The 26833-nt window shown below is 52.1% G+C and carries 25 protein-coding genes; 20 read left to right on the top strand and 5 right to left on the bottom strand.

The features are described 5' to 3' along the window. The first annotated feature begins 101 nt into the window (after window positions 1-101). Both MHI45_RS14340 and MHI45_RS14335 read left to right on the top strand, forming a co-directional pair. Window positions 102-1103 (top strand): TIR domain-containing protein, encoded by a 1002-nt coding sequence (locus MHI45_RS14340; protein WP_076114037.1) that lies wholly within the window; start codon window positions 102-104, stop codon window positions 1101-1103. Between the two features lie 4 nt (window positions 1104-1107). Continuing rightward, window positions 1108-1347 carry a hypothetical protein gene (locus MHI45_RS14335; RefSeq protein WP_038596719.1) on the top strand — a complete coding sequence of 80 codons (240 nt, stop codon included), beginning with the start codon at window positions 1108-1110 and terminating at the stop codon, window positions 1345-1347. A 151-nt stretch (window positions 1348-1498) separates the two neighbouring features. Here MHI45_RS14335 and MHI45_RS14330 read toward each other — a convergent pair whose 3' ends face one another. Continuing rightward, on the bottom strand, window positions 1499-2605 hold the full coding sequence (locus MHI45_RS14330) for an LLM class flavin-dependent oxidoreductase (protein ID WP_076114036.1): 1107 nt from the start codon (window positions 2603-2605) through the stop codon (window positions 1499-1501). 431 nt (window positions 2606-3036) lie between these two features. Between MHI45_RS14330 and MHI45_RS14325 the strand changes: the two genes are divergently transcribed. From MHI45_RS14325 to MHI45_RS14285, 9 genes are all read left to right on the top strand, one after another. After that, window positions 3037-3813, top strand: a complete 777-nt coding sequence (locus tag MHI45_RS14325) for an ABC transporter ATP-binding protein (RefSeq protein ID WP_076114035.1) — start codon at window positions 3037-3039, stop codon at window positions 3811-3813. A 99-nt stretch (window positions 3814-3912) separates the two neighbouring features. Further along, window positions 3913-4716 carry an ABC transporter permease gene (locus MHI45_RS14320; protein ID WP_076114034.1) on the top strand — a complete coding sequence of 268 codons (804 nt, stop codon included), beginning with the start codon at window positions 3913-3915 and terminating at the stop codon, window positions 4714-4716. 15 nt (window positions 4717-4731) lie between these two features. After that, entirely contained in the window at window positions 4732-5619 is an 888-nt protein-coding gene (locus MHI45_RS14315) for an ABC transporter permease (protein ID WP_076114033.1), read from the top strand. A gap of 23 nt (window positions 5620-5642) precedes the next feature. After that, window positions 5643-7253 (top strand): FAD-dependent oxidoreductase, encoded by a 1611-nt coding sequence (locus tag MHI45_RS14310; protein WP_076114032.1) that lies wholly within the window; start codon window positions 5643-5645, stop codon window positions 7251-7253. Then, window positions 7250-7582, top strand: coding sequence for a 4Fe-4S dicluster domain-containing protein (locus MHI45_RS14305; protein ID WP_038596708.1), 333 nt, complete (start codon window positions 7250-7252; stop codon window positions 7580-7582). The genes MHI45_RS14310 and MHI45_RS14305 overlap by 4 nt, the downstream gene beginning before the upstream one ends. Window positions 7583-7647: 65 nt before the next feature. Next, window positions 7648-8715 carry an ABC transporter substrate-binding protein gene (locus MHI45_RS14300; protein WP_076114031.1) on the top strand — a complete coding sequence of 356 codons (1068 nt, stop codon included), beginning with the start codon at window positions 7648-7650 and terminating at the stop codon, window positions 8713-8715. 24 nt (window positions 8716-8739) lie between these two features. Then, window positions 8740-9540, top strand: a complete 801-nt coding sequence (locus MHI45_RS14295) for an alpha/beta hydrolase family protein (RefSeq protein ID WP_076114030.1) — start codon at window positions 8740-8742, stop codon at window positions 9538-9540. Between the two features lie 45 nt (window positions 9541-9585). Further along, complete coding sequence (locus MHI45_RS14290) at window positions 9586-11193, top strand: FAD-binding protein (protein WP_076114029.1); 1608 nt, start codon at window positions 9586-9588, stop codon at window positions 11191-11193. Continuing rightward, window positions 11190-11534 (top strand): 4Fe-4S binding protein, encoded by a 345-nt coding sequence (locus MHI45_RS14285; protein WP_076114028.1) that lies wholly within the window; start codon window positions 11190-11192, stop codon window positions 11532-11534. Before MHI45_RS14290 ends, MHI45_RS14285 begins: the two co-directional genes overlap by 4 nt. 122 nt (window positions 11535-11656) lie before the next feature. On the opposite strand, the gene MHI45_RS14280 is transcribed toward MHI45_RS14285, so the two are convergent. After that, window positions 11657-12199, bottom strand: coding sequence for a glutathione peroxidase (locus tag MHI45_RS14280; RefSeq protein WP_076114027.1), 543 nt, complete (start codon window positions 12197-12199; stop codon window positions 11657-11659). Window positions 12200-12415: 216 nt separating this feature from the next. Here MHI45_RS14280 and MHI45_RS14275 point away from each other — a divergent pair, with 216 nt between their 5' ends. The 8 genes from MHI45_RS14275 (at window position 12416) to MHI45_RS14240 (ending at window position 22937) form a co-directional block, all read left to right on the top strand. Next, window positions 12416-13090, top strand: coding sequence for a Na-translocating system protein MpsC family protein (locus MHI45_RS14275; RefSeq protein WP_038596697.1), 675 nt, complete (start codon window positions 12416-12418; stop codon window positions 13088-13090). Window positions 13091-13233: 143 nt separating this feature from the next. Further along, window positions 13234-13623: a response regulator gene (locus MHI45_RS14270; RefSeq protein ID WP_038596695.1), complete on the top strand. Its 390-nt coding sequence runs from the start codon at window positions 13234-13236 to the stop codon at window positions 13621-13623. A gap of 216 nt (window positions 13624-13839) precedes the next feature. Further along, entirely contained in the window at window positions 13840-14835 is a 996-nt protein-coding gene (locus MHI45_RS14265) for a phosphotransferase enzyme family protein (protein ID WP_076114026.1), read from the top strand. 153 nt (window positions 14836-14988) lie between these two features. Next, window positions 14989-17250: a PAS domain-containing sensor histidine kinase gene (locus tag MHI45_RS14260; RefSeq protein WP_076114025.1), complete on the top strand. Its 2262-nt coding sequence runs from the start codon at window positions 14989-14991 to the stop codon at window positions 17248-17250. Between the two features lie 492 nt (window positions 17251-17742). Continuing rightward, a complete protein-coding gene (locus MHI45_RS14255; RefSeq protein ID WP_076114024.1) occupies window positions 17743-18819 on the top strand; it encodes a bifunctional 3-deoxy-7-phosphoheptulonate synthase/chorismate mutase in 1077 nt (358 codons plus the stop codon). 194 nt (window positions 18820-19013) lie between these two features. Further along, complete coding sequence (locus MHI45_RS14250; protein ID WP_076114023.1) at window positions 19014-20468, top strand: SulP family inorganic anion transporter; 1455 nt, start codon at window positions 19014-19016, stop codon at window positions 20466-20468. Between the two features lie 177 nt (window positions 20469-20645). Continuing rightward, a complete protein-coding gene (gene tnpB, locus MHI45_RS14245; RefSeq protein WP_341119165.1) occupies window positions 20646-21734 on the top strand; it encodes an IS200/IS605 family element RNA-guided endonuclease TnpB in 1089 nt (362 codons plus the stop codon). A gap of 372 nt (window positions 21735-22106) precedes the next feature. Continuing rightward, window positions 22107-22937 (top strand): prohibitin family protein, encoded by an 831-nt coding sequence (locus MHI45_RS14240; RefSeq protein WP_076114130.1) that lies wholly within the window; start codon window positions 22107-22109, stop codon window positions 22935-22937. Window positions 22938-23032: 95 nt separating this feature from the next. On the opposite strand, the gene MHI45_RS14235 is transcribed toward MHI45_RS14240, so the two are convergent. Together MHI45_RS14235 and MHI45_RS14230 are read right to left on the bottom strand one after the other, a co-directional pair. Further along, complete coding sequence (locus MHI45_RS14235; RefSeq protein WP_038596683.1) at window positions 23033-24037, bottom strand: ketoacyl-ACP synthase III; 1005 nt, start codon at window positions 24035-24037, stop codon at window positions 23033-23035. A 9-nt stretch (window positions 24038-24046) separates the two neighbouring features. Further along, window positions 24047-24388, bottom strand: a complete 342-nt coding sequence (locus tag MHI45_RS14230) for a hypothetical protein (RefSeq protein WP_076114131.1) — start codon at window positions 24386-24388, stop codon at window positions 24047-24049. Between the two features lie 282 nt (window positions 24389-24670). Here MHI45_RS14230 and deoC point away from each other — a divergent pair, with 282 nt between their 5' ends. Next, complete coding sequence (gene deoC, locus MHI45_RS14225) at window positions 24671-25348, top strand: deoxyribose-phosphate aldolase (RefSeq protein WP_076114132.1); 678 nt, start codon at window positions 24671-24673, stop codon at window positions 25346-25348. Window positions 25349-25531: 183 nt separating this feature from the next. On the opposite strand, the gene MHI45_RS14220 is transcribed toward deoC, so the two are convergent. Further along, window positions 25532-26812: a glycoside hydrolase family 125 protein gene (locus tag MHI45_RS14220; protein WP_076114133.1), complete on the bottom strand. Its 1281-nt coding sequence runs from the start codon at window positions 26810-26812 to the stop codon at window positions 25532-25534. Between the last annotated feature and the right edge of the window lie 21 nt (window positions 26813-26833).

Genomic DNA, 26833 nt, shown 5'->3' with positions numbered 1-26833 from the left:
AGGATTTGGTTAAAATTTAATAGAAATTAAACCTCTGTTCCAAAGCGGCAAAGCACTGTATAATTGTTTCATATTGGAAAAGTTTGTAAAGGAGTGCCGTCGTGACCAGACCCAAACTATTCATCGGATCATCCAGGGAATCCATCCGTTACGCCCGGGCGATCCACGAACAGCTAAAGCGAGAAGCCGAGGTTAATCCTTGGTATGCCAATGCCTTCCGTGCGAATGAATATACGATGGAGGCGCTGGAGAGACATCTGGATGAAAGCGATTTTGCCGTATTCGTCTTTTCACCTGATGATGTGGCTCAAATCCGCGGCAAATATTATTATGTAACCCGTGATAATACACAGTTCGAAATGGGGCTGTTCTGGGCCAGGCTGCGGCGCAGACGTGTCTTTTGCCTGCTTCCGGACCGGGTAACCCCGCGTACGGATTTGATTCCCGGCAAGAATATCGAAGAGTATCATCTCTTATCCGATCTCTCCGGGCTCACCCCGCTGGAGTATGAATGGCAGCATGATAATCCGGTGGCAGCCGTTGATGTCAGCTGCGGGAAGATCCTGGACATTATTCAGGAGCAGGGGAGCTACCGCGATCCCCTGAAGGAATTGGAACATTTGGGCTTGGAGCTTAGGCGCAAGGAAAGTATCCTTCATTTCTTCTGGCAATATAATAGTAATGTGGCCGGAGCTCAGGGTGGAGAGAAATACCAGGCGCTCAGCGAGGCTATCCGCAATTCCTTTCTGCCGCCCGGACAATGCCGGGTGATTGGCGCCGCGCTCTGGCGGGAAAGTGAGAAGGAAGGTCTGATACAGGTAGGCGGAAATGTGGGCCGTGGGCATTGTTACCCTTTTTCATTAAGTGAAGACAAAGGGAAGCGGCCCGGTGTGCTCGATGCTTATCTGAGCAAGGAATGGACCTTTTTTCAGCGTACTGAAGTTGCCGAGGTATATATCCTATGCTATCCTTTAGGTGAGCAGCATGTCCTTTCTGTGCATTTCTCGGGAGACGACGGGCTGTCTGCGGAGGATCTTACCACAGTGGTTGCTTACAACCGCGATTTGTTCCGTACCGTCAATTATTTAGTGGGAGGGGACTAGGAGCATGAAGAATATGAAGGGTGTAGTCAGTTTGTCCAGTGCGGTCCGCCGATCCGCAGGCGGCAACGGCAGCAGTTCCGGAGGGACACGGCGCTCTAAGGGCAAGGCAAGTGCAGGCCGGGCAGCAAAGCCAGCTTCTTCGGCAGGCCACGTATATATTGCGCCATCGCTGGATGGCGGAGATGAGGAATACAAGAAGCTTATCAGCGGGAAGGTCGACAACAGCAAGCCTTCATTCGCCTAAATAGTTAAGGGGTCCCCGGCATCAGCCGGAGACCCCTTTTTTGTAAATATAAGCGATTTATATGCTTCACGCTATAAATTATCCTTCTATTTCTCGCTGAACGATACCGTCCTGCAAAAAAAGCAGTTTCCACTTGGGTACGCCCAGTTTCTTAGATTTCCTGGTGCGAAGACCGGCTGCTACGCTTCTTGGCAATTTCCCGCCGCACGACCGGTGCCACCTCGGTGGCTAGCAGCTCAATAGCCGTCGCTACCTTGTTGAAGGGGAGTCCGCCGATGTCCAGCTGGGTCATGAAGCGGTTATGTCCGAACAGCTCATGCTGGTACAGGATTTTCTCAATAATCTGTTGCGGACTGCCAACGGCAAGCGTGTTAACAGGAGAGACGAAACGCCCGAAATCGCTGCGGGATACTCCGTATTCCTGGCCCGGATGCGGACTGATGGCATTGCGGTAGCTGTAATAGTAAGGGTAGTACTCGTCCAGCGCCTGCTGGGACGTCTTCGCAATATATCCGTGGCTGGTGATGGCGATCTTTAAGTCCTCTGGAGCATGACCGGCTTTGGCTCCGCTTCTGCGGTAGGTTTCGGCAAGATTCTGAAAGGGTTCAGGACTGCCGCTGAGAATGGCGATAGCCATCCCAATACCAAGCGTACCAGCTCTTTCGGCACTTTCGGCCGAACCGCCAATGCCGACCCAGAGCGGGAGCTTCCGCTGCAAAGGCCGCGGGGCGATCTCGGCATTCTTCAGCGGGGAGCGGAAGGTTCCCTTCCAGTTCATGACTTCATGCTGATTGAGCTCCAGCAGCAGATCTAGGTTCTCCGCGAACAGCTTCTTGTAATCTTCCAGCTCGTATCCGAACAGGGGGAAGGATTCCAGAAAAGCACCGCGTCCGGAGATAATCTCCGCCCGGCCATCCGACAGCAGATCAAGTGTGGCGAAGTCTTCGAAGACCCGCACCGGATCTATAGTGCTCAGCACCGTTGTGGCGCTTGTCAGCTTGATCCGTTTCGTGGCCTGCGAAATTGCCGCGAGTACAACCGGCACCGAGGAGATGACAAAATCAAGCCGGTGATGCTCACCGACACCGAACACGTCCAGCCCCGCCTCATCAGCCAGCTTAGCCGCTGCGATGACTTCATGGAGACGCTGCCGGGGGCTGATGGTCTGACCTGTATGGCAATCGGTTACGATATCACCGAGTGTGTAAATACCAAATTCAAACTCCGGCACGTTTTCCTGTGGAACGCTGTTATTCATAAATGCTGACCCCTTATTCAATAGAATGTAAAATATAGTAAATGGTAACTGGTCCGGTGTGAGAAGGAATATTGATGATTATAACATAACTGCTTACAAAATGTAAGTATATGAGTAAATGATAAATGTTATGTGAACCGTGGAGGGCTTTCAGTCGAGTATCTTCACGAGTATCTTCAGAAGAAGCCTATTCAATGCATTTGCTTGAATTAATGTACTTAAGTAAATAGCGTTTTCGCTGTAAACGAAATGTGTATTTTTGTTGACAGACCTGTAGATAGATGATATTTTAAATTTACAAATTCCAATAGTTTTACTTTGAATTATTAATTGCCGACTGTTCAGACAGAGGTGCCCGTGTTATTTCACACGAGGTCCCTCTGTTTTTTTTGTGTAGATTTTGGGTTTGCCAATTGGAAGGAGGAACATGAATGGGTGAAGCTTTGCTGTCTATTACGCATTTGAACAAGAGCTTTGATACAGCGGGCGGGCAGGTACAGGCACTGCATGAGGTTGATCTGCATGTAGAGGAAGGCGAATTTATTACAGTGATTGGACCCAGCGGCTGCGGCAAAAGCACGCTGCTGCGCATCGTCGCCGGTCTGGATAGCGGTTATACCGGCAGTGTGACTCTCGAAGGTGAGGAGATTGGCGGTCCGGGTATTGATAAGGGGTTTATCTTTCAGGAGCACCGCCTGTTTCCTTGGCTTACCGTGGAGAAGAATATCGCCTCCGACCTGCCGCTTGGCAGGCCGGACATCCGGCAGAAGGTGGATGAGCTGATTGAACTGGTGAAACTGACCGGCTTCGAAAAGTCCTATCCCCGCGAACTGTCCGGAGGGATGGCCCAGCGTGTGGCGATTGCCCGGGCGCTGCTGCGGAATCCAAAGATCCTGCTGCTCGACGAGCCGTTTGGCGCTCTGGATGCATTTACCCGGGCGCATATGCAGACGGTGCTGCTGGACATTTGGCGGCGGAACCGGACCACGATGATTTTTGTAACCCATGACATTGATGAAGCTGTCTTTCTGGGCAACCGGGTAGTCATTCTGGAGCCGCGCCCGGGCAAAATCCGCAAGGTCGTTCCGGTCGATCTGCCTTATCCGCGCAAGAAGACGACTACCTCTTTTCAAGAGCTGCGTCTGAAGGTGCTGAATTATTTCGAGAAGGTGGATGAGCTTGAGCTGACTGACGGGGCAGGGATTTAAGGTTGTCTTTACTGAAACGATTTTATAGAAACAAGGGATTCGTGTTGTCCTTTATCCGACTTAGACGATGTGAATTATATGATAAAAGGAGGGATATTTATGAGCAATCGGGCCATCGCGGCCAGAACCCCCGGAAGACCCGGAAAAGCGGCCATTGCAGGGCTTGGTATGCTGCTGCCGGGAAGCGTGCTGATTCTGTGGCAGACCCTTGGACATTATGGAATGATCTCGGAGATGCTGTTCCCGACCCCTTATACCATTGCCCAGTCGTTCATCTCGCTCGCTTCCACCGGAGACCTCTGGAGCAACCTCCGGATCAGCGTGATCCGGGCATTGTCAGGATTTCTGCTCGGCGGCGGTCTTGGCCTGCTGTTCGGCGTACTGGTCGGGCTGTTCCGCAGATCGGAGAAGCTGCTGGATCCCTCCCTGCAAATGATCCGGATGATACCGAGTCTGGCCGTAGTGCCGTTGTTCATCCTGTGGTTTGGCATCGGTGAAGAATCCAAGGTGCTGCTGATTGCCAAAGGAGCTTTTTTTCCGGTATACATCAATACGTTTATGGGCATCCGCGGGACTGACAACAAGCTGTTTGAAGTGTCCAGGGTGCTTGGCTTCAGCCGGCTGCAGCAGATTCTCCGGCTGGTGCTGCCGGCGGCGGTCCCGAACATAATGCTTGGCGTCCGCCTGTCGCTGGGCTTGTCCTGGCTGGGACTGGTAGTGGCTGAGCTGATTGCTTCCACTTCAGGAATCGGATACATGATGTCCGACGCCCGCCAATTTGCAGACACACCTGTAGTGTTCGTGGGAATTATTATTTTTGCCGCTGCCGGCCTGCTGAGTGATACCATTGTCCGTCTGATCGAACGGCGGCTGCTGAGATGGCGGGACAGCTATCAAGGATAGGAGGAGAACAACATCATGAGCGATGGAATAGAGGCGGTAGTCAAGGCTGCCAAAGGGGCAAGGGAGGCGCGTGATTATAGCGGTACGGCACCTATTACTGCGCGTAATAATGCGGGAAGACTCCCTTCCTTCCGCTTGAAATCCCTTCTTGCAGATTGGGGAACCGGAGCCGCAATTCCGGTGGCGGTCTTAGCCGTTTGGCAGATTGCCGGAAGCACCGGACTGGTTTCATCGGAATTTCTGCCGGCGCCGCTGTCGATTCTTTCGGCCTTTGCGGGCCTTGCGGGTACCGGGGAGCTTACCCAACATTTGGGTGTCAGTATCGGGAGGGCGGGTCTCGGTTTTCTGATTGGCGGCCTTCTAGGTCTGCTATTCGGGGTGTTGACCGGGCTGTTCCGCAGTGCAGAGTACCTGCTGGACCCGAGTGTCCAGGTGCTGCGGCTGGTTCCGCATCTGGCGATTGCGCCGCTGATTATTCTCTGGTTCGGCTTTGGCGAAGTCTCGAAGACCGTCATTATTATGAGCGGCTCATTTTTTCCGCTCTATATCAATACTTTTATGGGCATCCGGGGTGTGGACAACAAGCTGTTTGAGGTCGCACGGGTACTGGGCTTCAGCCATATGCAGAGGTTGCGGCGGCTCATTCTGCCTGCGGCGCTGCCCGGTATTCTGCTCGGCCTGCGTCTTTCAATGGCGGTGGCCTGGATTGGCCTTGTCGTCGCCGAGCTGATCGGCTCGCAGTCGGGGGTGGGATTTCTGATTAATGAGGCGAAGCAGAACTCCAATACGGAAGTCATTTTTGTAGGCATTATCATTTTTGCGGTGGTTGGCAAGCTGATCGACTCTTTGTTCCGCGCGATTGAGCGCAAATTCCTGTACTGGCGTGACAGCTATCAAGGCTAATGAATCTATAGGGGGCTAGGACAATGAATCAAATTTCGGCAATAAAGGACTCTTTGAATCTGACGGCGGATGTACTGGTGATCGGCGGAGGTCCCGCAGGAACATGGGCGGCCCTAACGGCTGCGGCTAAAGGGGCGAAGGTCATTCTTGCCGATAAGGGCTATTGCGGCTCCAGCGGGGCAACCGCCCCGTCAGGTACAGGGGTCTGGTATGTGCAGCCGGACGCCGTGCTGCGTGAAGAGGCGAAGGCCAGCCGCTATTCCATGGGCGGAAAGCTGGCGGAGCACCGCTGGATGGACCGGGTGCTGGACCGCACCTACGACAATATGAACCGGCTGGGCATTTCGGGGTATCCCTTCCCGCTGGATGAACAGGGCAACCCATACCGCAGAAGCCTGCAGGGGCCGGAATATATGCGGCTAATGCGCAAGCTGGTCAAGAGAGCGGGTGTGAAGATTCTGGACCATAGCCCGGTGCTGGAGCTGTTGGCCGACGGGCACGGTGTAGCCGGAGCAGCCGGAGTGCATACCCAGAGCGGGGAGACCTGGAGCGTTCAGGCGGGGGCAGTGGTGATCGCGACCGGCGGCTGCGCCTTCCTGAGCAAAGCGCTGGGCTGCAACGTCCTCACCGGTGACGGCTATTTATTCGCCGCCGAGGCCGGAGCGAGCCTCTCAGGCATGGAATTCTCCAATGCCTATGCCATCTGCCCGACCTTCTCGTCAGTGACGAAGACGGCCTATTACAGCTATGCAAGCTTCTATTATGAGGACGGCAGCGTAGTGGAAGGGGCAGGCTCCAAGAAAGGCCGCTCGGTTATTGCCCGGAATCTGCTGGCGGGCCGCCAGGTATTCGCCAAGCTGGACGGGGCCTCAGAGGATCTGAGACCGCTGCTGAGAGTCGCGCAGACGAATTTCTTCCTGCCTTTTGACCGCCGGGGAATCGATCCCTTCAAGGACGCTTTTCCGGTGACACTGCGGCTGGAAGGTACAGTCCGCGGCACAGGCGGCATCCGCATTACGGATGAGAACTGCAGCACCGGCGTTCCGGGATTATATGCCGCAGGGGATGCGGCTACCCGCGAGCTGATCTGCGGCGGCTTCACCGGAGGCGGCAGTCACAATGCTGCCTGGGCCATGTCTTCCGGCTCCTTCGCCGGAGAAGGGGCGGCGGCTTATGCGCTGGAGCTTGGGAAACATGCAGCGCACCGCACACCAGTAGGGCTGTCGTCCTCGCCGCTGGTTCACCAGCAGGTGAAGCCGGGAGCGGCAGCCAGAACGGCTGAGGCGGTGGCCGCTGTACAGGCTGAGGTCAAGCCCTACGACATCAATTTGTTCCGTACCGAGCAGGGGCTGACCTCTTCGCTGGAACGCTTGGACGGACTGTGGAAAGAGCAGCGGAGCCGGGAAATCCAGCGTACGCCGGAGGGGGTTAAAGCGCGCGAAGCGGAAGCGATGACGGCGACGGCGCGCTGGATGTACAGCTCCGCACTTGCCCGGACGGAGACCCGGGGGATGCACAAGCGGGAGGATTACAAGGAAACGGATAACGGTCAGCATCACCGGCTGATCAGCGGGGGATTGGATCAGGTCTGGGTGAAAACAGAAGAGGTTGCGAAGGAGAGTGTACTGTTGTGATTGAAGTCATCAGCGCTGCCAGGTGTGTAGAGTGCAATCAATGTGTGTCTGTCTGTCCGACGAACGTCTTTGACCGGGTGGAGAACGGAATTCCCGTCATTGCCCGGCAGAGCGATTGTCAGACCTGCTTCATGTGTGAGCTGTATTGCCCTACAGATGCTTTATATGTAGCGCCGGATTCCGAAGAGCTTACCGGTGTGACAGAGGCGGAACTGGAGCAGCAGGGGCTGCTTGGCGGTTACCGCGAGAAGGTCGGTTGGGGCAAGGGCAGACAGCCGGTGGCAAGTCATGACTTTATGTATAAACTGGCGGCCAGAGCGGGGTTCTGAGAATCCTGCGGAAGAAACAGCACGAATAAAATCATTCAGCAGAAGACTGAGGGGAGATCAGGACAATGAAAACGTATAGAGAGATTCAAGGCGGTTGGGGAAGAGGGATTCGCTTCACACTTATCGCAAGTGTGGTTATGGTCATGCTGGTGCTTCAGGCTTGCGGAAATAATGCAGGCTCCGGCAAGGAGGCTTCTTCGGCAGCAGGAGGCGGCACTAATACTGCAGAGGCGGCGGGTGGTGAGACAGCCGGTAATGCGCCTGCTGTGCTGAGTTTCGGCTTTATCGGCTCGAATAAGCTGAACGTTCCGGGCGGCGCGGAAGGTTGGGGGTTCCATAAAGGCATTATCCAGGAGGAATTGAAGAAATACGGCATTACCGAAGTGAAGCTGACCGGCTTCCCGAACGGACCGGACCAGACGGAATCGCTGATTAGCGGCAGGCTGGATTTCGGCAGTCTAGGGGACACTCCGGCTATTATAGCTTATGCCTCCGGTGCAAAAACACGCCTGATCTCACAATCCTCAGCCCATACCGTCGGCTACCTGATCGGCAAGAAGGACGGTCCCAAGACCGTCAAGGATCTTCAGGGCAAAACCATCGCTATTCAAAAAGGCTCCTTCATGCACCGCTATGTGGTCGGCCTGCTCCAGCAGGAGGGCGTCACCGGCTATAAGCTGGTTCATATGCTGATTCCCGATGCTACGGCTGCACTTGCACGGGGAGATGTGGATGCTACGACCAATCTCGGTGTTCCGGCATTGAAGCTGATTGATGAAGGCTACACCCATCTGGATGATGCTTCGAAGCATCCTGATCTGCTGGGCTCCAGCGCTACTGTTGTGTCGGAGGAATATCTGGAAAAATTCCCGGAATTCCCGAAGGTTTGGAATGCGGCGCGGGAGAAGGCATTGGCCGATCTCAAGCAGCATGAAGAGGAGTATTACGAATTCCTGGCCGAAATCGGCGATACCACACCCGAGCTGGCGAAGCAGGTGAATCCGATCAGCGATATCAAGGATACCGCCTTCACCGAAGAAGGCTTGAAGCTGCTCCAGGGTACGAAGAACTTCCTGGTGGAGGAGAAGCTGGCTAAAAAAGATTTCAATATCAGCGATTGGCAGCTCCAATAAATTCTTATATGGAGGAGGTTACGTATGGGAAAGGAAACTTTGACGATTGAACGTTTCAAGCTGCCGCTGGATAACGGTCTTTATCTGGAGGGCGAAGTAAGGGTTCCTCCCGGTGAGTTATTGAAGCCTGTTGTCCTGATCAGCCACGGCTTCCGGGGTCATAAGGATTGGGCATTCTGGCCGGAGGTTTCCGGCAGGCTTGCGGAAAGCGGCTTCTACACCGTCAGCTTCAACTTCTCACGTATTGCTGCCCGCAGCGCAACAGGGATCGGACCGCAAGAACTCGCGGAAACAGCTACGCTGAGCCGGGAACTGGAAGACCTGGAGCAGGTGCTGGGCAGTCTGCAGGAGGGCAGACTGCCGCTGGCGGAGCAGGCCAACCTTAAGCGGCTGGCCCTTCTAGGGCACAGCCGTGCGGGCGGCGGCAATATTGTGTTCGCTGCCGAGCATCCGGAAGTGCAGGCGCTGGTGGTCTGGAACGGCGGTTCTGCGCCAGCCCGTTCTCAGGCTGACGGGGGGCCGGCACTGACTCCGCAGGACTATGCCGTTCAGGAAGATGTGGAGCGGAATAAGGGACGTTTTAATTTGGAGGAGGCTCTAAGATTGCTACCTGCTACTGCGCTGATCATCCAGGGCGACCAGGACAGGGAATCGCTGCTGCAGCAGAATGCAGGCTTCCGGGAGCAGGCACCGCAGCACCGTTATTATTCGGTAAGAGGTGCTGACCACACCTTCAACACCGTAGATCCTTACGAAGGCCCGACCCCGGAGTTGAATGAAGCCGTGGCGGTGACACTGGGATTTTTGCATGAACAACTTGGCTAGAGCAGGCCGGAAATGATCAAGTGAAACTTTTGGGAGGTAATTGAAATGCCGCAGCAGCAGCAAATAACAACGGATGTGCTTGTGCTGGGCGGAGGTCCAGCCGGGGCATGGGCGGCATGGAATGCAGCCTCACTGGGAGCGCAGGTCATCCTGGCGGATAAAGGGTATCTGGGAACGAGCGGCGCCACAGCTCCGGGCGGCACCACGCTGCTCGTGATCCCGCCGGTAGCTGAGCTGCGTGAAGCGGCGGTTCAGGCCAGGCTTAAAGCCGGAGGGTACCTCTCGGAGAATGCCTGGATACACCGTGTGCTGGATCAGGTGGAGCAGAGTCTGGAACGGGTTGAGGCTTGGGGGTATCCCTTTCCCAAGGATGAAGCGGGAAATCCGCTGCGGACCCATCTCCACGGCCCGGAGTATATGAAGATTATGCGGCGGGTAGTCCGTAAGGCGGGAGTGAAGATCTGGGATCAGTCTCCCGCTTTGGAACTGCTGCATGATGAACATGGAGTGGGCGGCGCGCGGGGGATCAACCGCCTGACCGGCGAAGCCTGGGAGGTACGGGCGAACGCCGTGGTGATGGCTACCGGCGGCTGCGCCTTCCTCAGCAAAGGTCTGGGCTGCAACGTGCTCACAGGCGAAGGATTGCTGATGTCGGCCGAAGCCGGTGCCGAGCTGTCGGGCATGGAATTCAGCCGGCAGTATGCGCCAAGCTTTGAAGGCGGAACGGTGACGCGCGGGCGGATGCTGGCTTGGGCGACGCTGTATGATGCGGCGGGCAAGCCGCTGCACCAGGGCGACCGCAATTTTGGCAGCATCCCGGAACTGATGCAGAAGGGTCCGGTCTATGCTTCGCTGGATTTGGCCGACACAGCGGAGAAACGCGAATTTCTGCGCCGTGCCCACCCGATCTTCTTCATGCCGCTGGAGCGGGCGGGGATTGATCCGTTCAAGGATAAATTCCCGCTCACGCTCCGCTATGAAGGCACGATGCGCGGTACGGGCGGCCTGCGCCTGACGGGCACCGACTGTGCGACAACGGTACCCGGCCTGTATGCGGCCGGGGATGCCGCATCCCGCGAGAAGGTAACCGGCGCCATTTCCGGCGGCGGGGCCTACAACGCTTCCTGGGCCATTTGCAGCGGAAGCTGGGCCGGCCAGGGAGCCGCGCGGCACGCGCTGTCCCAGCCGCGGCAGGCGGACACCCGGCAGCTTACCGCGGCAGGCCGCTATGGTCTGCCGGCTGGCGCCGATGCCCCGGAAACGCTGGAGGCAAGACCGCTGATCGCGGCCGTCCAGCGTGAAATTCTGCCGCTGCAGATTAACTATTTCCGCAGCGAGCCCGTCGTTGCCGCAGCCTTGAAGCGGCTGGACAGCCTGATGCCCTATTTGGCCGGGCGGCCTCCCGCCACGGTGCAGGGCATAGTGCAGTCGCGGGAAGCAGCCGCCATGCTGAATGTCGGCCGCTGGATATACACCGCTGCGCTGGCCCGCAAGGAAAGCCGGGGCCTCCAGCGGCTGGCTGAATATCCGGAGCTGGATATCCGCCAGACCCACCGGCTGATTCTGTCCGGCATAGACCGAATCGGCATCAGCACGGAAAGAGTGCCGCATGCCCATGAGCTGAATGTGCGCAGAGAGGGGCAGGCGATATGATCGAACTGGTCAGCAAGGACCGCTGCATCGGCTGCAGGTTATGCGTCAAGGTATGCCCGACGAATGTATTCGAGATGGAGGGCAAGCTTGCGGTCATCGCCAGGCAGGAGGACTGCCAGACCTGCTTCATGTGCGAGGCTTATTGTCCGGCGGATGCGCTCTATGTAGCGCCCCAAGGAGATGAGCAGGTTGCGGTGGATGAGCAGGAGCTGATTGCTTCCGGGCTGCTCGGAAGCTGGCGGGCGGAGATTGGCTGGAGCCCCGGGGTACAGGATACAATGGCGGAAAGGGACACTACGCCGTTCTTTGAAGTGTTCACTGAAACGTACCGTGGCAAGTGAAACAAGCCATTCGATTCTTTTGTAAGCATAAAGAGGGTGTTCCAGAAGCCGTGAATGAAAGGCTTCCGGGACGCCCTCTTGTCGTATCCATATATTAGCAGGCAATATGCAACTGAACTATTTTACAGCAGTTCTTGAATAGCCGGCTCAATGTCCAGCGGATCGCTGTAGGATTCAAAACGTTTCACAACTTGGCCTTTACGGTCAATAAGAAACTTGGTGAAATTCCATTTCACTTCGTCGTCAGCCAGTGTTGCAGGCTCACGCTCCTGAAGCATGGCATGCAGCAGCTTCCCGCTGGCATTGCTTTCATCAAAGCCTTCAAAGCCCGCCTGACCGGTCAGATAGTGAAACAGGGGATGTTTATTTTCGCCTTTCACATCAACCTTCTCAAATAGGGGGAAGCTAACTCCGTAGTTAATTTGACAGAAGACGTCTACTTCTTCGTTGGTTCCGGGTTCCTCCCCGAACTGGTTGCTGGGAAATCCCAGAATTTGAAATCCGTCATCCTGATATTTCTCATAGAGCTTCTGAAGGTCGGAATATTGCGGAGTGAACCCGCATTTGCTGGCGGTATTTACAATCAGCAGGACTTTATCCTTGTATTGTTCAAGGCTGGTTTCCTTGCCCCGAATGTTGCGCGCGGTATATTGATATATGCTCATTGCTGAATCATCCTTCCGCAATATGTAATGAAATGTTATTATTCATTAAATTGTATACAATTTAATTTCGCGTGTCAAATTGTGCAATGATTTTTTTGTGTGTACGAAGCTGGCTGTTGAGATTATACTAAGGTGTACGAACCGTTCTTCAGCAGGCGGAGAGTCTCCCCATACAGTTAGACACAGACAAAAGAATATAATGCTGGAGGAAATTTGATGAGCACTACAGAACTTACTAGCCAACTTTCCAGTTACACAGGAAGACTGCTGAGAGAGCGCTTCGGGAAAGGGCCCGAATCCATTCATGCTTCTATCGGAGAGCAATGCATCGCCATGCATATCCGCAATTTTATCGGGCCTGTGGAGAGATTTTTGTTAAACAAGGAAGAGGAGCAGGCGTTCCGCTACACGCGGGAGCTCCTGATGAAATCACTGCTTCCCGAGCTTTCGGCTTACCTGAAGGACAAGATGGCTATTGAGGTCAGCGAGATTTTTTATGATTGGGGCATACATAACGCGTCAGGAATGATCGTTGCACTCATCAAGCACAGCGGAGTGGCTGTCGACGATTATGCCGGGCGTGAAGAAGTCCATGCCCAGATCAATGAAGTGAGCAGGAAAGTGCAGAAGGAACCGGAATTTACCGACTCCTGGTGGCTTGGCCCGCGCACTCTGATCATCAAGCGTGAGGGAATTCTGATTCCTCTGGAGAAGGAACTGATTGGCCTCGGCTATGAGAATACACTCAAAACAACGAAACGCAAAATGGAAAAACGTTATTTGGAGGATACCACCACAATTGCGCCGATGCTTGGCAAGGAGCTGTCTGACATTTATGTGGATTGGGATTTCGACAAGGATACCAGTGTGATAGCATATACTTTTCAATAAACATCATAGATGAGGTGGAAATGGGTCGGACATGCAAATGAGCCGAACATGAGCCGGAGAAGGGGGAGATGACCCTTTCTTCGGCTTTTTTATTTTCTCTGACTAGGTATATTGCGCATTAAACATTTAGGGGGACTTGATGAATGGGGGCATACAAGCAGACGGTGCTCTATGTAGAAGATAATGAGCTCAACATGGATTTAATGCATCATATTTTCAAAAGAAATCTGCCCTCCGTATTACTGCTGAAAGCTGATACGGCGGAGCTTGGTCTGCAGATTGCCAGGCAGAAGCTGCCGGATCTGATTATTTTGGATATCGGCTTGCCCGACCTGAGTGGTTATGAGGCATTGGAATCTTTGAAGTCGAAAGAGGAGACCCGGCATATCCCGGTTTTGGCGATTAGCGCCTTTGCCCAGAGATTGGATATTGAGCGGGCCAAAGGTGCAGGTTTTGCCGGGTATATTACGAAGCCCTTTCAGGTCAAAGCCGTTACGGAAACTGTTGAAGCTTTGTTAACAGGGGGTTCCTGACACCGGACCGGGATTAGAGCAAGGGTGTACAGTCAAAGGTGGGGCACTGGGGAGAACTCCGCCGGAAGGCCGGTTTGCCGGCAAAAAGCCGTTCTATAAGGATTATTACGAAGCCGCTTTGTTAAGGGCTTCTTTGTATTTAACTGTTCTTGCCCGCGTATCCGGGATTAAACCTATGATAAACTAAAAGGAAAATGCAGGAACGGTGATTATATTATGGAATCTGAATTTGTGGACGATTTGATGCATCATGCAGAAGAAGTGCTTGCGCTTTATTCTATCTCAGAACCAGCAATTGAATTTATTAGACATAATGAAAATATGACGTTTAAGGTAACAGATACAAGCGACGACAAACAGTATTTGCTGCGCATACATAAACCTGCAACAGCAGGTCTGTTTGGTATACAACATACGCTTGAAGGCTTAAAGTCAGAAATGTACTTACTTCAGGGATTATCCCAAAAGAACAGCCTGCGGGTGCAGAAACCCTCTGTTAACCGTGCGGGCCAGTTTGTTTCAGAATATACAGCCAATGAATTTGGCTCCTGTTACGCAACCTTACTGGAGTGGATAGAGGGTTCAACGCTTACTTTGCAGGAAGACAACATAGGGCAGATTGTTTTTGCATTAGGGGAGAAGCTGGCGGATCTACATCATTTTTCACGGGAATCCGCACTGCCGGCGCTAACCAGACCTGTATATGATGCAGCAAGAATAGATAGTGCGATTGAGGAACTTAAATATGGAATTGAAGCCAGCCTGTACAGTCAAGAGCACTATGAGATCATTAGGGAGGTTCTGGAATATGTAAAGGGACAACTGAGGGATTTGGATGCTCAACAAGAGTGGGGGCTCATACATGCCGATGTTCAACTTGGGAATGTCATTATTACGAATGAGGGTCCCTGTTATATAGACTTTGGATTGTTCGGTTATGGCTATTACCTATTTGACCTGGGCAGCGCATCTTCCATCCTTCCAAGCGAATTAAGGCAAACCCTATTGCTGGGTTATGCTTCAAGGTCCACTTTCACTTTTGATCAGGTACGGTATATTGAAGGATTGATTTTTATGGATATATTCATCAGCTATCTATTTTTTATTCATGACTTTGACCGGAATGGCTGGATTAAAGAGGATGCAGCAAAAGTATGCGATACCCTGTGCAGGGATTTTCTTGCCGGAAAAGAAGTTTACTATTCATTCTAAGACCTGCGGAAAGTGAATATCTAATGCCTTGAATTTTATAGCTGAAAAAGCGGGAATAACATTTGACTTTCGCCCGATTATACAAGATATTTATATTGAAGTTTTAAAATAAGTGAATTTCACTCAATACTCCACAAACGGGCGGTGGATCAGATGTTAAGACAGCATGCGGAGGTATATTCCCGCTTTGGACAGGCGTACAAAACGGGAAAGGTTGGAGTAGCTTTTCTTTCTATGGATGAGAAATGGACCCGTATAAATCCCGCGGTAGTCTTGATGCTGGGATATTCGGAGGAACAGCTCCTGGAGCGTGAATTCGGTGAGTTTCTGCATAATGATTCTTTGGCGGTATATAAAAAGATGATGGGGGCTCTGCAAGCAGGAGAGGCCCCCTTTTTTGAATGTGAAATTAAGCTGACCCGTGCCGCCGGCACACCGGTCCGGCTGCTTCTGCATGCTGTGCTTGTCAGCGATCCTTGTACGGGGGAGAAGCTGCATTATTTAATTCATTTGGCTGAGATTCCGGAGGGGAATACCTCCGAAATTGCCCCTCCTCCTAGTGATGAACTCTACCGGTTGATCGCCGCGAACATAAGGGATATTGTGTATTATTCCACTTTGGACAACATTTGCCTGTATTGTTCACCTTCGATTCAGGAGGTGCTTGGGTACGAGCCGGAGAAGCTGATTGGACGCGATATCCGCGGGCTGATTCACCATGAGGATCTTTCCGTTTTGGAGCTCTCTGAGCCCATGGAGTTTCAGAGCATCCAGCTGCGAATCCGCCATGCCGACGGGCGATACCTCTGGATTGAATTCACCCTGCGTTTAATTGAGGATGGGAATAGCATGAGCGTGCTTGCGGTAGGCCGTGATGTAACAGAGCGCAAAGCCGTAGAGACGATGCTGCAGGAATCCATTGAGCGGTATACCTCCCTGAAAAAATATAATCATGATGCGATTATTTCCCTGGATCTGCAGGGCAATATCATAAACGGAAATGAACAAGCCTGCCAGTTGACAGGCTACACTATCCCTGAAATGGTCGGAATGAGTGTGAGTCTGATTATCGGCGCCCATCATCTGCATGATGTAATCGGTTATTGCAATGAGAACAACAGCAAGGAGCGGAACATCAATCTGATCTGGCATAAAGACGGCCATACCGTCGAAGTGCTGACAACGATCGCCCCTATCATCATCAACGAGGAGCGGGTCGGATTCTATATTATCGTGAAGGATATTACCGAGCAGAAGAAGCTGCTCATTGCCAAGGAGATTGCTGAGAATACGAACAAGGCCAAAAGCGAGTTTCTGGCGATGATGAGCCATGAGATCCGCACGCCGATGAATGGGGTTCTGGGGATGACCGATCTGCTGTTGGACATGAGTGAACCGGGCTCCGTGCAGCGCGAGTATCTCGATATTATCCGGCAGAGCGGTCATACGCTGCTGAATATCATCAATGATATTCTGGATTTCTCCAAGAATGAAGCGGGCAAAACAGCCCTGCACGAAGAGCCGTTTGTGCTGAAGAATTGCATGGACTCCGCGCTCGAACTGCTGCTCCTTAAGGCGGAGGCGAAGGGGTTGTACATTGAGGTTACGACGGGCGCAGAAGTGCCGGAGCATTTGATAGGTGACGCAGACCGGCTGAAGCAGATTCTGCTCAATCTGGTCGGCAATGCAGTGAAGTTCACCTATACCGGAGGTGTCACAATACAGGTCCGGACTGCGGCAAAAGCCGCAAATGGCATTACGCTGCAATTCACTGTTGCTGATACCGGGATTGGTATCCCGGAAGACTCCCGGAGCCGGCTGTTTGAGCCGTTTTATCAGCTTGAGCAATTTATGGGCCGGCGTCATGAAGGAACAGGCCTGGGCCTGGCCATTACCAAACAGCTTGTTGAACTGATGGGCGGCAGCATTGCACTGGATAGCGGCACAGAGATTGGTGCGGCCTTTGTATTCACTGTGGTGCTGCGCGAGGAGGACAAAGGTTCAGACGGAGAACCGGGTACCGAGTTGCCGACCCTGGGTCCGGTTGGCCGGGAGCTGCGTATATTAGTGGCCGAAGACAATGAAATTAACCGAATCGTGTTGCGCAAAATATTGGAGAAGCGGGGCTACGCTGTCGATGTTGCGGTAGACGGACTGCAGGTAGTGGAGATGGCCGGCAGCAAGGACTATGATATTATATTCATGGATGTGCAGATGCCCGGGATGAATGGGCTGGAAGCTACCAGGGTTATTAAACAGACGCTTCCGCAGGAGAAGCTTCCGGTAATTATTGCGGTTACGGCAAATGCGCTGAAGGGCGACCGTGAGCTTTGTCTCGAGGCCGGGATGGAGGAATATATCAGCAAGCCGCTCAGAAGCGAAGCTATTTCGAATATCATCGGGAAATTTTTCTGAGGCGAAAAAATAGGCTTGGGCGCTTAATCTTATTAAAGGATATTTTAGTTGATTAAAGCTGTGAAGCGGCACATTGATGTCTTGCATCAGAGGATCTTATTGATTAAGATAGCATCAACCGGCGCAGAAGAAGCGCCGGCATATAACACAAATGACAATGACGAAGAGAGTAAGCGCTAGAAGCAGATCTTAACAGGGAAGGTGTGCCGGAGACTGAGAGCACCCTCATGAGACGATTAGCGCCGAAGTTCACTTCTGAGTCGGCCCCTGAAGTATTTGCTGCAGCAACTATGGGTAGGGAGGCCCGCGCCCCGCGTTATCGGGTGTAAGATAGGGTTAATCCCGGGCAGGAAATGAGCTTTCATTTTTTGTGCCGGCGGTTGTTTTTGATTAATCCTAAATAAGGGTGGTACCACGGCTCCTCGTCCCTTGCGACGGGGGGCCTTTTTGCGTTCATAGGTTGAATTAATCGAGAAGAGGGAGTGGAAGGTAATGAGCAACGTGGAATTGGATGGGCTGAGAGCCCGCCTGGATGAAATTAATGAGCAGCTGCTGGAGCTGATCTCCGAGCGTGCCCAGGTAGTTCAGGAAATTGGTGTAGTTAAAGAAAAGCAAGGCGTGCCGAAGTTCGATCCGGAACGGGAAAAACAGATGCTGGAGAAGCTGGTAGCGGGCAACAAAGGACCTTTCACAAGCGGAACGATCCGCAGCCTCTTCAAGCAAATCTTCTCCGCTTCTCTGGATTTGCAGTCTGCCGAGCACAAGAAAAGCATGCTTGTCAGCCGCAAGAGCCACAAAGAGGACACCGTTATTGTCCTGCCGGGCGATGTGACCGTCGGCGGCTTGTCGTCGCTGATGGTAGCAGGCCCTTGCTCCGTAGAAAGCGAACTGCAGACCCGTACGGTGGCAGCGGCGCTGCAAAAAGCCGGTATCCGCGTAATGCGCGGTGGAGCGTTCAAGCCCCGGACTTCGCCGTATGATTTCCAGGGTCTTGGCATGGATGGGCTGCGGATTCTCCGTGAGGCGGCTGATGAATACGGCCTGTTGACGATTAGTGAAATCGTTGATCCGGCACATCTGGAGCCGGCACTGGATTATGTGGATATTATCCAAATCGGCGCACGCAATATGCAGAACTTTGAGCTTCTCAAGGCGGCTGGAGAACTGAATAAACCGGTTCTGCTGAAACGCGGGCTTGCTGCAACGATGGAAGAATTCCTCCATGCAGCTGAGTACATCATGTCACGCGGAAATACCCAGGTCATGCTGATCGAACGCGGTATCCGCACTTACGAGAAATGGACGCGTAATACACTGGACATCTCGGCCGTGCCGATCCTGAAGCAGGAGAGCCATTTGCCGGTGCTGGTCGATGTGACCCACTCCACCGGACGCAAGGATATCCTGATCCCTTGCGCCAAAGCGGCACTCGCCGCCGGAGCCGACGGCATCATGGTGGAGGTTCATCCCGATCCGGCGACTGCATTGTCGGATGCTGCGCAGCAGCTTAATATCGAGGAATTCAATACCTTCTTCAATGAGGTTAAGGCTTCAGGACTGTACCGGTAATTTAAAACTATTGAATGGATTTGATTTTCGCAGCATACGCGAGAAAAAGACGGAAATAAACGCTTACAAGTACAGGCTGCACTTTTGTGGAGGTTATGGCGGGTCAGGTACAATAGGAAACATTGGCGTTGCACCGGCCCGGACTGTTCGGAACAGTCCAAGCAACCATAACAGAAACAGGAGGAAACAGAAGCTTGAAGCAGCTAAAATTAAATAACGGGTGGTTTTCCAATACACGGAGCGATGTTCTTTCCGGAATGACGGTGGCGATTGCACTCATTCCCGAAGCGATTGCGTTCTCGATCCTTGCCGGAGTAAGCCCGATGGTCGGTCTGTATGCCTCCTTCTGCATCGCAATTGTAACATCGTTTGCCGGAGGCAGACCGGGCATGATCTCGGCAGCCACTGGCGCAATGGCGCTGCTGGTCGGCAGTCTGGTAATCCAGCACGGAATTGAGTATCTGTTCGCAGCTACCGTATTAGCCGGAGTTTTCCAAATCGTGATGGGGATGCTCAAGCTGGGGAGATTTATTACCTTTCTGCCGCAGCCGGTCATGACCGGCTTTGTCAATGCGCTGGCTATTCTGATCTTTATGGCACAGCTTACGCATTTCAAGGGCCAAGGCTGGGTGATGTATGCCCTTGTAGCCTTGACTCTGCTCATCATCTATACGGTTCCGCGTTTCACCAAGGCGGTGCCTTCGGCGCTTGTGGCAATTATTATCGTTTCAGTGCTCAGCATTGTGCTTGATCTGGATGTGAGGACCGTGGGGGATATGGGAGAAATAACATCGGCATTGCCGCTGTTCCATCTGCCTCAGCTGCCATTTACACTGGATACGCTGCTCATTATATTGCCATATTCACTGTCACTCGCTGTGGTCGGGCTGCTGGAATCGCTGATGACGGCAACTTTAATTGACGATATAACCGGCACCGGAAGCGACAAGAACCGTGAAGCGAAGGGGCAAGGATTGGCGAACATCGTCACGGGCTTTTTCGGAGGCATGGCAGGCTGTGCGATGATCGGCCAATCGATGGTCAACATGAAATCGGGTGGACGCACCCGGCTATCCACCTTTGTGTCGGGGATGTTCCTCTTGTTCCTCATCCTTGTTCTCGGTGATATCGTTAAGCAAATTCCAATGGGAGCGCTGGTAGGCGTCATGATCATGGTGTGCATCAGCACCTTTGAATGGGGCTCGCTGAAGACGCTGGCCCGCGTACCGCTAAGCGATGCGCTGGTAATGATTGTAACGGTTGTTACGGTCGTGCTAACGGATAATCTGTCCATCGGGGTGTTGTTCGGTGTTCTGCTCAGTGCCCTGACGTTTGCCTGGAAAATAGCCTCGATTTCGCTGAGCGTCCAGACATCCGCCGATATGGCCACATATGTCGTTTCCGGCCAGCTGTTTTTCGGTACGACAAGCCACTTTATTCATGAGTTTAATTATGAGGGCGATCCGGAGAACATCAGGATCGACTTCACACATTCCCATGTATGGGACCAGTCAGCGGCTGGCGCCATTGCAAAGACGATCAGCAAGTATGCGGCGTATGGCAAAACGGTTACGATTACCGGATTAAACGAGGAAAGCACACAGCTGGTAAAACGGGTTGGCTTGTCCTTATCCGGCGGACATTTGTAATTCATATGATTAATAATCATCTTTTTAGCAGCTTTCTCTATGGAGAAGGCTGCTATTTATCATCAAAAGCCGAAAAGACTCCGACCTCTATAGGCGGAGATGAATCGGCGGTTTTCAACTATTCAGCGAACATACGTGCTATACTGTAAGAAAATACTATAAAAGGGGGTGTCGCACATGATCGTTCATCAAGCCTATAAATACCGCATCTACCCGAATACCGAGCAACAGCAACTCATTCGTCGAATGTTTGGCTGCTGCCGCTTTGTGTTCAATCATTTCCTGGAAGAGTGGAACCAAACCTATGCCGAGACAGGCAAAGGGTTGTCATATCAGACCTGTGCGACACAGCTCCCCGTCCTAAAAACACAATATGACTGGCTCAAAGAAGTCGATAGTATTGCTTTACAGTCCGCCGTTCGGCATGTGGCAGATAGCTTTGACCGCTTTTTCAAAAAGCAAAATCAAGCGCCTCGCTTCAAAAGTCGGAAGCATCCAGTACAAAGCTACACCACGAAATTCACGAACGGAAATATCGCCATTGAAGGCAACCGATTGAAGCTTCCCAAGCTCGGTTGGATGCGTTTCGCCAACTCTCGGAAGCTGGAGGGTCGTATACTGTCCGCTACGGTACGGCAAAACGCCAGCGATAAGTATTTTGTCTCCCTGGTTTGCGAGGTCGAAAAGATCCCACTCCCACAAGCAGATGCACATATCGGCATTGACTTGGGGCTTAAGGAATACGCTGTGTGCTCCAACGGCGAACATTTTGCCAACCCCAGGTTTTACCGTCAATACGAGAAAAAGCTTGCGCTGTGGCAGCGGCGTTTGGCAAGACGCACACCAGGGGGCTCCAACTGGAAGAAAGCCAAGCAACACATTGCTCGTATTCACGAACACATTGCAAATTCCCGGAACGATTTTCTCCACAAGATGACAACGAAGCTGATCCGTGAGTGCCAAACGATCAGCATCGAACATCTGCGAGTGGCGAATATGATTCAAAATCCCAAACTCTCCAAGTCCATCGCTGATGCGTCCTGGGGCGAATGGGTGCGTCAACTGACGTATAAAGCATCCTGGTATGGACGAACCCTCCGGGTTGCTGACACCTTCGAGCCGACCAGTCAGCAGTGCCACGTATGCGGCACAATCCATCCCGAAGTGAAGAACCTCTCGATTCGAGAATGGACATGTGTAGCTTGTGGAACACACCATGATCGGGATGAAAATGCGGCTCATAATATCAAAGAGGTAGCGGTATAGCAATTACCTATAAAAATAAAACGTAGAACTGCGAGAACGCAGGGATCGCTTGCCCATAAGAGGAGGTTGCTCCTCTGTTCGCAAGAATCCACCCCTTCAAGCGTCAGCTAAGTGGTGGAGATTCAAATATTATAGAAGAACGGTGACATTCCCGGCAGAAGAGGAGTGGAGAATTGAATCTCATCCTGAAAAAAATAACCGCAGTGCTGCTTGTGCCGCTGCTGACATTGGCATCCGGCTGCAGCCGTCCTTCTCCCTAATACAATATAGAATACTTCCCTGCAAAAAATTCCTTGCGACCGCTGGTGCTGCACCACCGTATAAAAGGTTAACAATACCAAGCAGAGCATAATTAGGGAGGTTTCAACAATCATGGAGATTAATCCGAAATTGAAGCAGACTAGGCCAGGCAAACTCATAGGCATCACGGCAGCGGTATTGGTTCTGGGGCTAATCGCCGCCAACTCATTTGCTACCGTAGAGTACGGGCATGTAGGTTTGTACAAAACCTTCGGCAAACTGAACAACAATATGCTGACACCGGGCATTCATTTGAAAATCCCCTTCTTCCAGAGTGTGATTCAGGTTAACACGCAGGTAACCAAAGCGGAGACGGACACTACGGCATCGTCCAAGGACCTTCAGCCCGTATCTACCCATGTAGCCGTTAACTATTCCGTCAATAAAGACTCTGCCTATAATCTGATGAATAATATTGGAGGCAATTTTGATGCGGTGATCATCAATCCGGCGATTCAGGAGATTGTGAAGGAGGTAACGGCTAAATACCCCGCAGAAGATTTGATTACACGGCGTGATGCCGTGGCGGGAGAAATCAGTGGTCTGCTCACTGCACGGCTGGCCAAATATGATCTAGTCGTTAATGACATCAACATAGTCAATTTCAAATTCTCCGATGCCTTCAACCAATCGATTGAAGCGAAGCAGGTCGCCCAGCAGCAGGCGCTGAAGGCGGAGAATGATCTCCGGCGGGTCGAGATAGAAGCTAAACAGAAGATTGCCCAGGCACAGGCGGAGGCCGAATCCTTAAGATTGAAGAAGCAGGAGGTTACACCTGAGCTGGTGCAGCTGAAGCAAATTGAGGTCCAGGAGAAAGCACTGGAGAAATGGAACGGCGTACTGCCGTCCGTAACGGGTGGGGCCACGCCATTTGTGGATATTGATTCGCTGACGCAAAAGTAACCATTGCCTTTGGCATAAAGAAGAGCCTTGCTCCAGAATGAGAGCAAGGCTCTTTGCATGATTGTAAGAAGATAGCTTGTCCGGTTTCCCGTTAATCAGTATTGGAAGAGCATCGTCGGAATTTGCCAGCCGGCGCCTACGGACCAGAAGAAGACATAGTCCCCGCGTTTGATCCGTCCATCCTCGACTCCACGCTGAAAGGCGATAAATGGACTGCTTGTGGCAGTATAGCCGAATTCGTCGCCAACATAGATGAATTTCTCTTCACTAAGGCCGAGCCCCTCTTGAATCAGCTCAATGTTTTTGAGTGAGAATTGGGACAGGCAGAAGGCGGAGATATCATCGGTAGTCAGGCCGTTGCGGCTCAGCAGCTCTTTAATATCGGCTATGGCCGCATCTACGCATACGGTACCGTCAAACGGCGTCCAGCGGATTCGAATCTGCTCTGCTGTTATATCTTCGCGATAGATGTTAGACAATCCGCATGCTGGAAACATAATGTTCTCGCAGCCTTCGGAATCTGTGTAGTACAAGGAATCTGTAAATCCCCCAGCTTCACTGCTCCGCTCCAGAATAACGGCAGCCGCCGCATCTCCAAAGTTAGGATAGGTAATTTCATCATCCGTATTGCAGTTGACCGAGCTGTAGTCGCTCCCTGTGATCAGCGCATAACGGATGCTTGGGTTCGACTGCATGTAACGGCTTGCCTGTTCAACAGCCGCTACCATACCGGCGCAATTGGCATTGGAATCCAGAGTAATGGTGCGATGCTTGCATTGCAGTTTGTTGTGCAGCAGCAGGGCATTGGTAGGATAAGTATACTCCGGTGTCTGTGAAGCGAACACAATCATATCGAGATCTTCACTTTGCAGACCGGCATCCTCAAGCACCTTCTGTGCCGCCTTTAATCCCATCGTCAGCGAATTTTCGTTTTCGTCCTTGATAATGTATCTATTCTTGCGGCCCATCACTTCGAGGAACCGCTTGATGTCTTTCCCCATTTGCGCGAAATGATCAAGGTAATAATCATTGCCAACAATGTGCTGTGGATGGTAGTACGCGGCATTGCGGATTCTAATGTTTTCTCCGGTATGTTTCATCAGGTTCACCTACACTTCGATAATTTCATAGTTTGCCAGTTTTGTGGAGCGGGCCACGCGGCTAAGCTGCATTTTCAGCACCGGACTTTTGGCGATCGTGAAGACTACTTTTTTGAACCCGGATTGTTGGTACAGAATATAGCATTGCTCCAGCATAGGCAGCACATCCGGGGAAGAAACATTCAGCGCAGTGCAGTCCAGGACAATCTCATATTCAGCCGGGTCAAACTTGCTTACGGTTTGATTATATTCCTGAATAAACCGTCCTGCGTCCTCCTCTGACATGGTTCCTTCGACTTGTACATCCAGTTTGTGCTCTTTGGTGTTCGTTGCGAATTTAAAACTACCCATCTGTCCAAACATCTCCTTCTACAAATTAATTGTTTAATCAAGCAAGAAAAATATGGAAACCAATAATTCCATATAATTATTATCGTTGTTTTGAAAAGGATTATTTAGCATAATTAAACTTTTTATTTTTTTATATTTATAAAATAGGGGTTAATCCATTCCGTGCAGAGGTACATAAGCATAATGAAAGGTGTAGAACGTTCTCCTTTGCCTTTCCAAAGCGTTCTTCTATTGGTATGATTACAGGGTGTGAGAATATCTACTGCTATGGAGGAATTAACAATGAGTGAAATTACACTATCCGGGATCATTGATCATACGCTGCTGAAGGCGGATGCACGGAAAGAAGATATCATTAAGTTGGCGGAAGAGGCCAAAGCCTATAAGTTCGCCTCGGTCTGCGTAAATCCAGCATGGGTATCAGTTGCCCATGCAGTCTTGAAAGATACGCCTGAGGTAAAAGTATGCACGGTTATCGGCTTCCCCTTAGGCTCTTCAACACCGGAAACTAAGGCCTTTGAAACAACCGATGCAATAGCAAAAGGCGCAGGTGAAGTCGATATGGTGATCAACATCGGCGCTTTGAAGGATGGCAATGATGAATTGGTGAAGCGTGATATCTCTGCTGTTGTTGATGCAGCCCGCGGCAAAGCCTTAACCAAAGTCATTATCGAGACTTGCCTGCTGAGTGATGAGGAGAAAGTCCGTGCCTGCAAGCTGGCCGTGGAAGCCGGAGCGGACTTTGTAAAGACATCCACCGGATTCTCTACCGGAGGAGCCACCAAGGAAGATATCGCACTGATGCGTGCGGCAGTCGGTCCGGACATCGGCGTCAAAGCATCCGGCGGTGTGCGCAGCGCAGAGGATGCCCTTGTTATGGTTGGAGCCGGAGCGACAAGAATCGGCACCAGCGGCGGCGTGGCTATTGCCAAAGGCGAGCAGAGCCAAAGCAGCTATTAAAGTTCATGCAGTCCAGCTACTCCAGCTACAAAAAACCGGCTGCGCCATCCTTGTATATAGGACGGCGCAGCCGGTTTTTTTTCTAAAGGCAGGACTCCATTATATAATTCACATCATTATAACTAGGGTAGTGTTTTCCGCTGCAATGTCCATGGAAGGAAAGTACAGCAGGTGCAGCTGTGATTAGACAAGTCCTTTGTCCATCGCTTTGCTGATCAGGGTGGCGAACAGGCTGTTGGACCAGGCGAACCACTCGCGCGAGAAATCGGCGGGATCGTCAGGGTGGAAGCCTTCATGCATATATCCGGTATCCGCATCCGTCCGTATAAGCATATCAATCAGTTCTTTGATCTCCTCATCATTGTCTGCCGTCAGCGCCTGCATGGACAGCGCCATATGCCAAACATAACCTCCCGGCGTATGCGGACTGCCGATCCCTTTGGCATGTTTGCCTTCGAAATAGAAGGGGTTCTCGAAGCTGAGAGCAAACCGGCGGGTGTTCTGATAAATTTCATCCTCCACGCCCACATAACCAATATAAGGAATGGACATCAGTCCCGGTGTGCCGGCATCATCCATCAGGGAATAATTGCCGTAGCCGTCCGTTTCATAGGCGTAGATTCTGCCGTATTTCGGGTGGTTTACAATTCCGTAGGTACGGATGCCGAAGTCAATTTCCTTGCGCAGCTTTGCAGCCCGGGCCGCCAGTCTTTCGTCCTTGTACACCTCGCTTGCGATCTCACGGATATACCCTAGAATCACCACGGCGAACATATTTGAGGGAATATTGTAGCCGAATTCGCAGCTGTCATCGCTTGAACGGAAGCCGGACCAGCTCATGCCGGTGTAATTGACGGGCATGCCGCGTCCGTTGTTGTACAAAGTCTCCGTATCCTGAAGCGTCTGCCGGATGAAATAGTACGGCGATTTCTCCCCGTGATGCTGCTCCGTTTCTATAACGTTCACGATGGAGGTCAGCGCCTGGCAGCAGGCGGTATCGAAGATATCGGTCTGCTCCGCTTCCTTCCAGTACATATAAGCCAGTTGTACGACGAAGCAGAGGGAGTCCAGCTCGTATTTGCGCTCCCACATCCACGGATTCAGATTGCAGTCGTCGGTGTCCCGGTAATGCTTGTCGCTTGCTGTTTCGTTGAAGGCATTGGTATACGGATCGATATTGACATAGAACATCTGCCGGGCAATCAGGCCGCGGAGAATCCGCTGAAGCTCAGGATCATTTTTGGCAAAAGGAATATAATGGCGCACCTGTTCAGTGGAATCACGCAGCCACATGGCCGGAATATCCCCCGTGAATACGAAGGTAGTGCCGTCATCAAGCAGTCTGGTTGTGGTTTCCAGCGTATTCGGAAAACAGTTACGGAACAGTTTTTGCAATTTCGGATGGTGAGCGAGCCGTTCGTCGGCTTCATTCAGATACTGGGTAATGGAAGCTGGCAAGTTCATAGTCTAACTCCTCCTGGTATG

The sequence above is a fragment of the Paenibacillus sp. FSL H3-0321 genome (genome assembly GCF_038002865.1).
Taxonomy (GTDB): Bacteria; Bacillota; Bacilli; order Paenibacillales; family Paenibacillaceae; genus Paenibacillus_AQ.
The sequence above is the reverse complement of the archived record's forward strand: the minus strand, read 5'-3'. Positions and strand labels throughout refer to the sequence as shown.

Bases quoted from the DNA above. Each gene is read 5' to 3' on its own strand.
- MHI45_RS14335 (WP_038596719.1), top strand. From the start codon at position 1,108: ATGAAGAATATGAAGGGTGTAGTCAGTTTGTCCAGTGCGGTCCGCCGA.
- MHI45_RS14330 (WP_076114036.1), bottom strand. From the start codon at position 2,605: ATGAATAACAGCGTTCCACAGGAAAACGTGCCGGAGTTTGAATTTGGT.
- MHI45_RS14325 (WP_076114035.1), top strand. From the start codon at position 3,037: ATGGGTGAAGCTTTGCTGTCTATTACGCATTTGAACAAGAGCTTTGAT.
- MHI45_RS14320 (WP_076114034.1), top strand. From the start codon at position 3,913: ATGAGCAATCGGGCCATCGCGGCCAGAACCCCCGGAAGACCCGGAAAA.
- MHI45_RS14315 (WP_076114033.1), top strand. From the start codon at position 4,732: ATGAGCGATGGAATAGAGGCGGTAGTCAAGGCTGCCAAAGGGGCAAGG.
- MHI45_RS14310 (WP_076114032.1), top strand. From the start codon at position 5,643: ATGAATCAAATTTCGGCAATAAAGGACTCTTTGAATCTGACGGCGGAT.
- MHI45_RS14300 (WP_076114031.1), top strand. From the start codon at position 7,648: ATGAAAACGTATAGAGAGATTCAAGGCGGTTGGGGAAGAGGGATTCGC.
- MHI45_RS14295 (WP_076114030.1), top strand. From the start codon at position 8,740: ATGGGAAAGGAAACTTTGACGATTGAACGTTTCAAGCTGCCGCTGGAT.
- MHI45_RS14290 (WP_076114029.1), top strand. From the start codon at position 9,586: ATGCCGCAGCAGCAGCAAATAACAACGGATGTGCTTGTGCTGGGCGGA.
- MHI45_RS14285 (WP_076114028.1), top strand. From the start codon at position 11,190: ATGATCGAACTGGTCAGCAAGGACCGCTGCATCGGCTGCAGGTTATGC.
- MHI45_RS14280 (WP_076114027.1), bottom strand. From the start codon at position 12,199: ATGAGCATATATCAATATACCGCGCGCAACATTCGGGGCAAGGAAACC.
- MHI45_RS14275 (WP_038596697.1), top strand. From the start codon at position 12,416: ATGAGCACTACAGAACTTACTAGCCAACTTTCCAGTTACACAGGAAGA.
- MHI45_RS14270 (WP_038596695.1), top strand. From the start codon at position 13,234: ATGGGGGCATACAAGCAGACGGTGCTCTATGTAGAAGATAATGAGCTC.
- MHI45_RS14265 (WP_076114026.1), top strand. From the start codon at position 13,840: ATGGAATCTGAATTTGTGGACGATTTGATGCATCATGCAGAAGAAGTG.
- MHI45_RS14260 (WP_076114025.1), top strand. From the start codon at position 14,989: ATGTTAAGACAGCATGCGGAGGTATATTCCCGCTTTGGACAGGCGTAC.
- MHI45_RS14255 (WP_076114024.1), top strand. From the start codon at position 17,743: ATGAGCAACGTGGAATTGGATGGGCTGAGAGCCCGCCTGGATGAAATT.
- tnpB (WP_341119165.1), top strand. From the start codon at position 20,646: ATGATCGTTCATCAAGCCTATAAATACCGCATCTACCCGAATACCGAG.
- MHI45_RS14240 (WP_076114130.1), top strand. From the start codon at position 22,107: ATGGAGATTAATCCGAAATTGAAGCAGACTAGGCCAGGCAAACTCATA.
- MHI45_RS14235 (WP_038596683.1), bottom strand. From the start codon at position 24,037: ATGAAACATACCGGAGAAAACATTAGAATCCGCAATGCCGCGTACTAC.
- MHI45_RS14230 (WP_076114131.1), bottom strand. From the start codon at position 24,388: ATGGGTAGTTTTAAATTCGCAACGAACACCAAAGAGCACAAACTGGAT.
- deoC (WP_076114132.1), top strand. From the start codon at position 24,671: ATGAGTGAAATTACACTATCCGGGATCATTGATCATACGCTGCTGAAG.
- MHI45_RS14220 (WP_076114133.1), bottom strand. From the start codon at position 26,812: ATGAACTTGCCAGCTTCCATTACCCAGTATCTGAATGAAGCCGACGAA.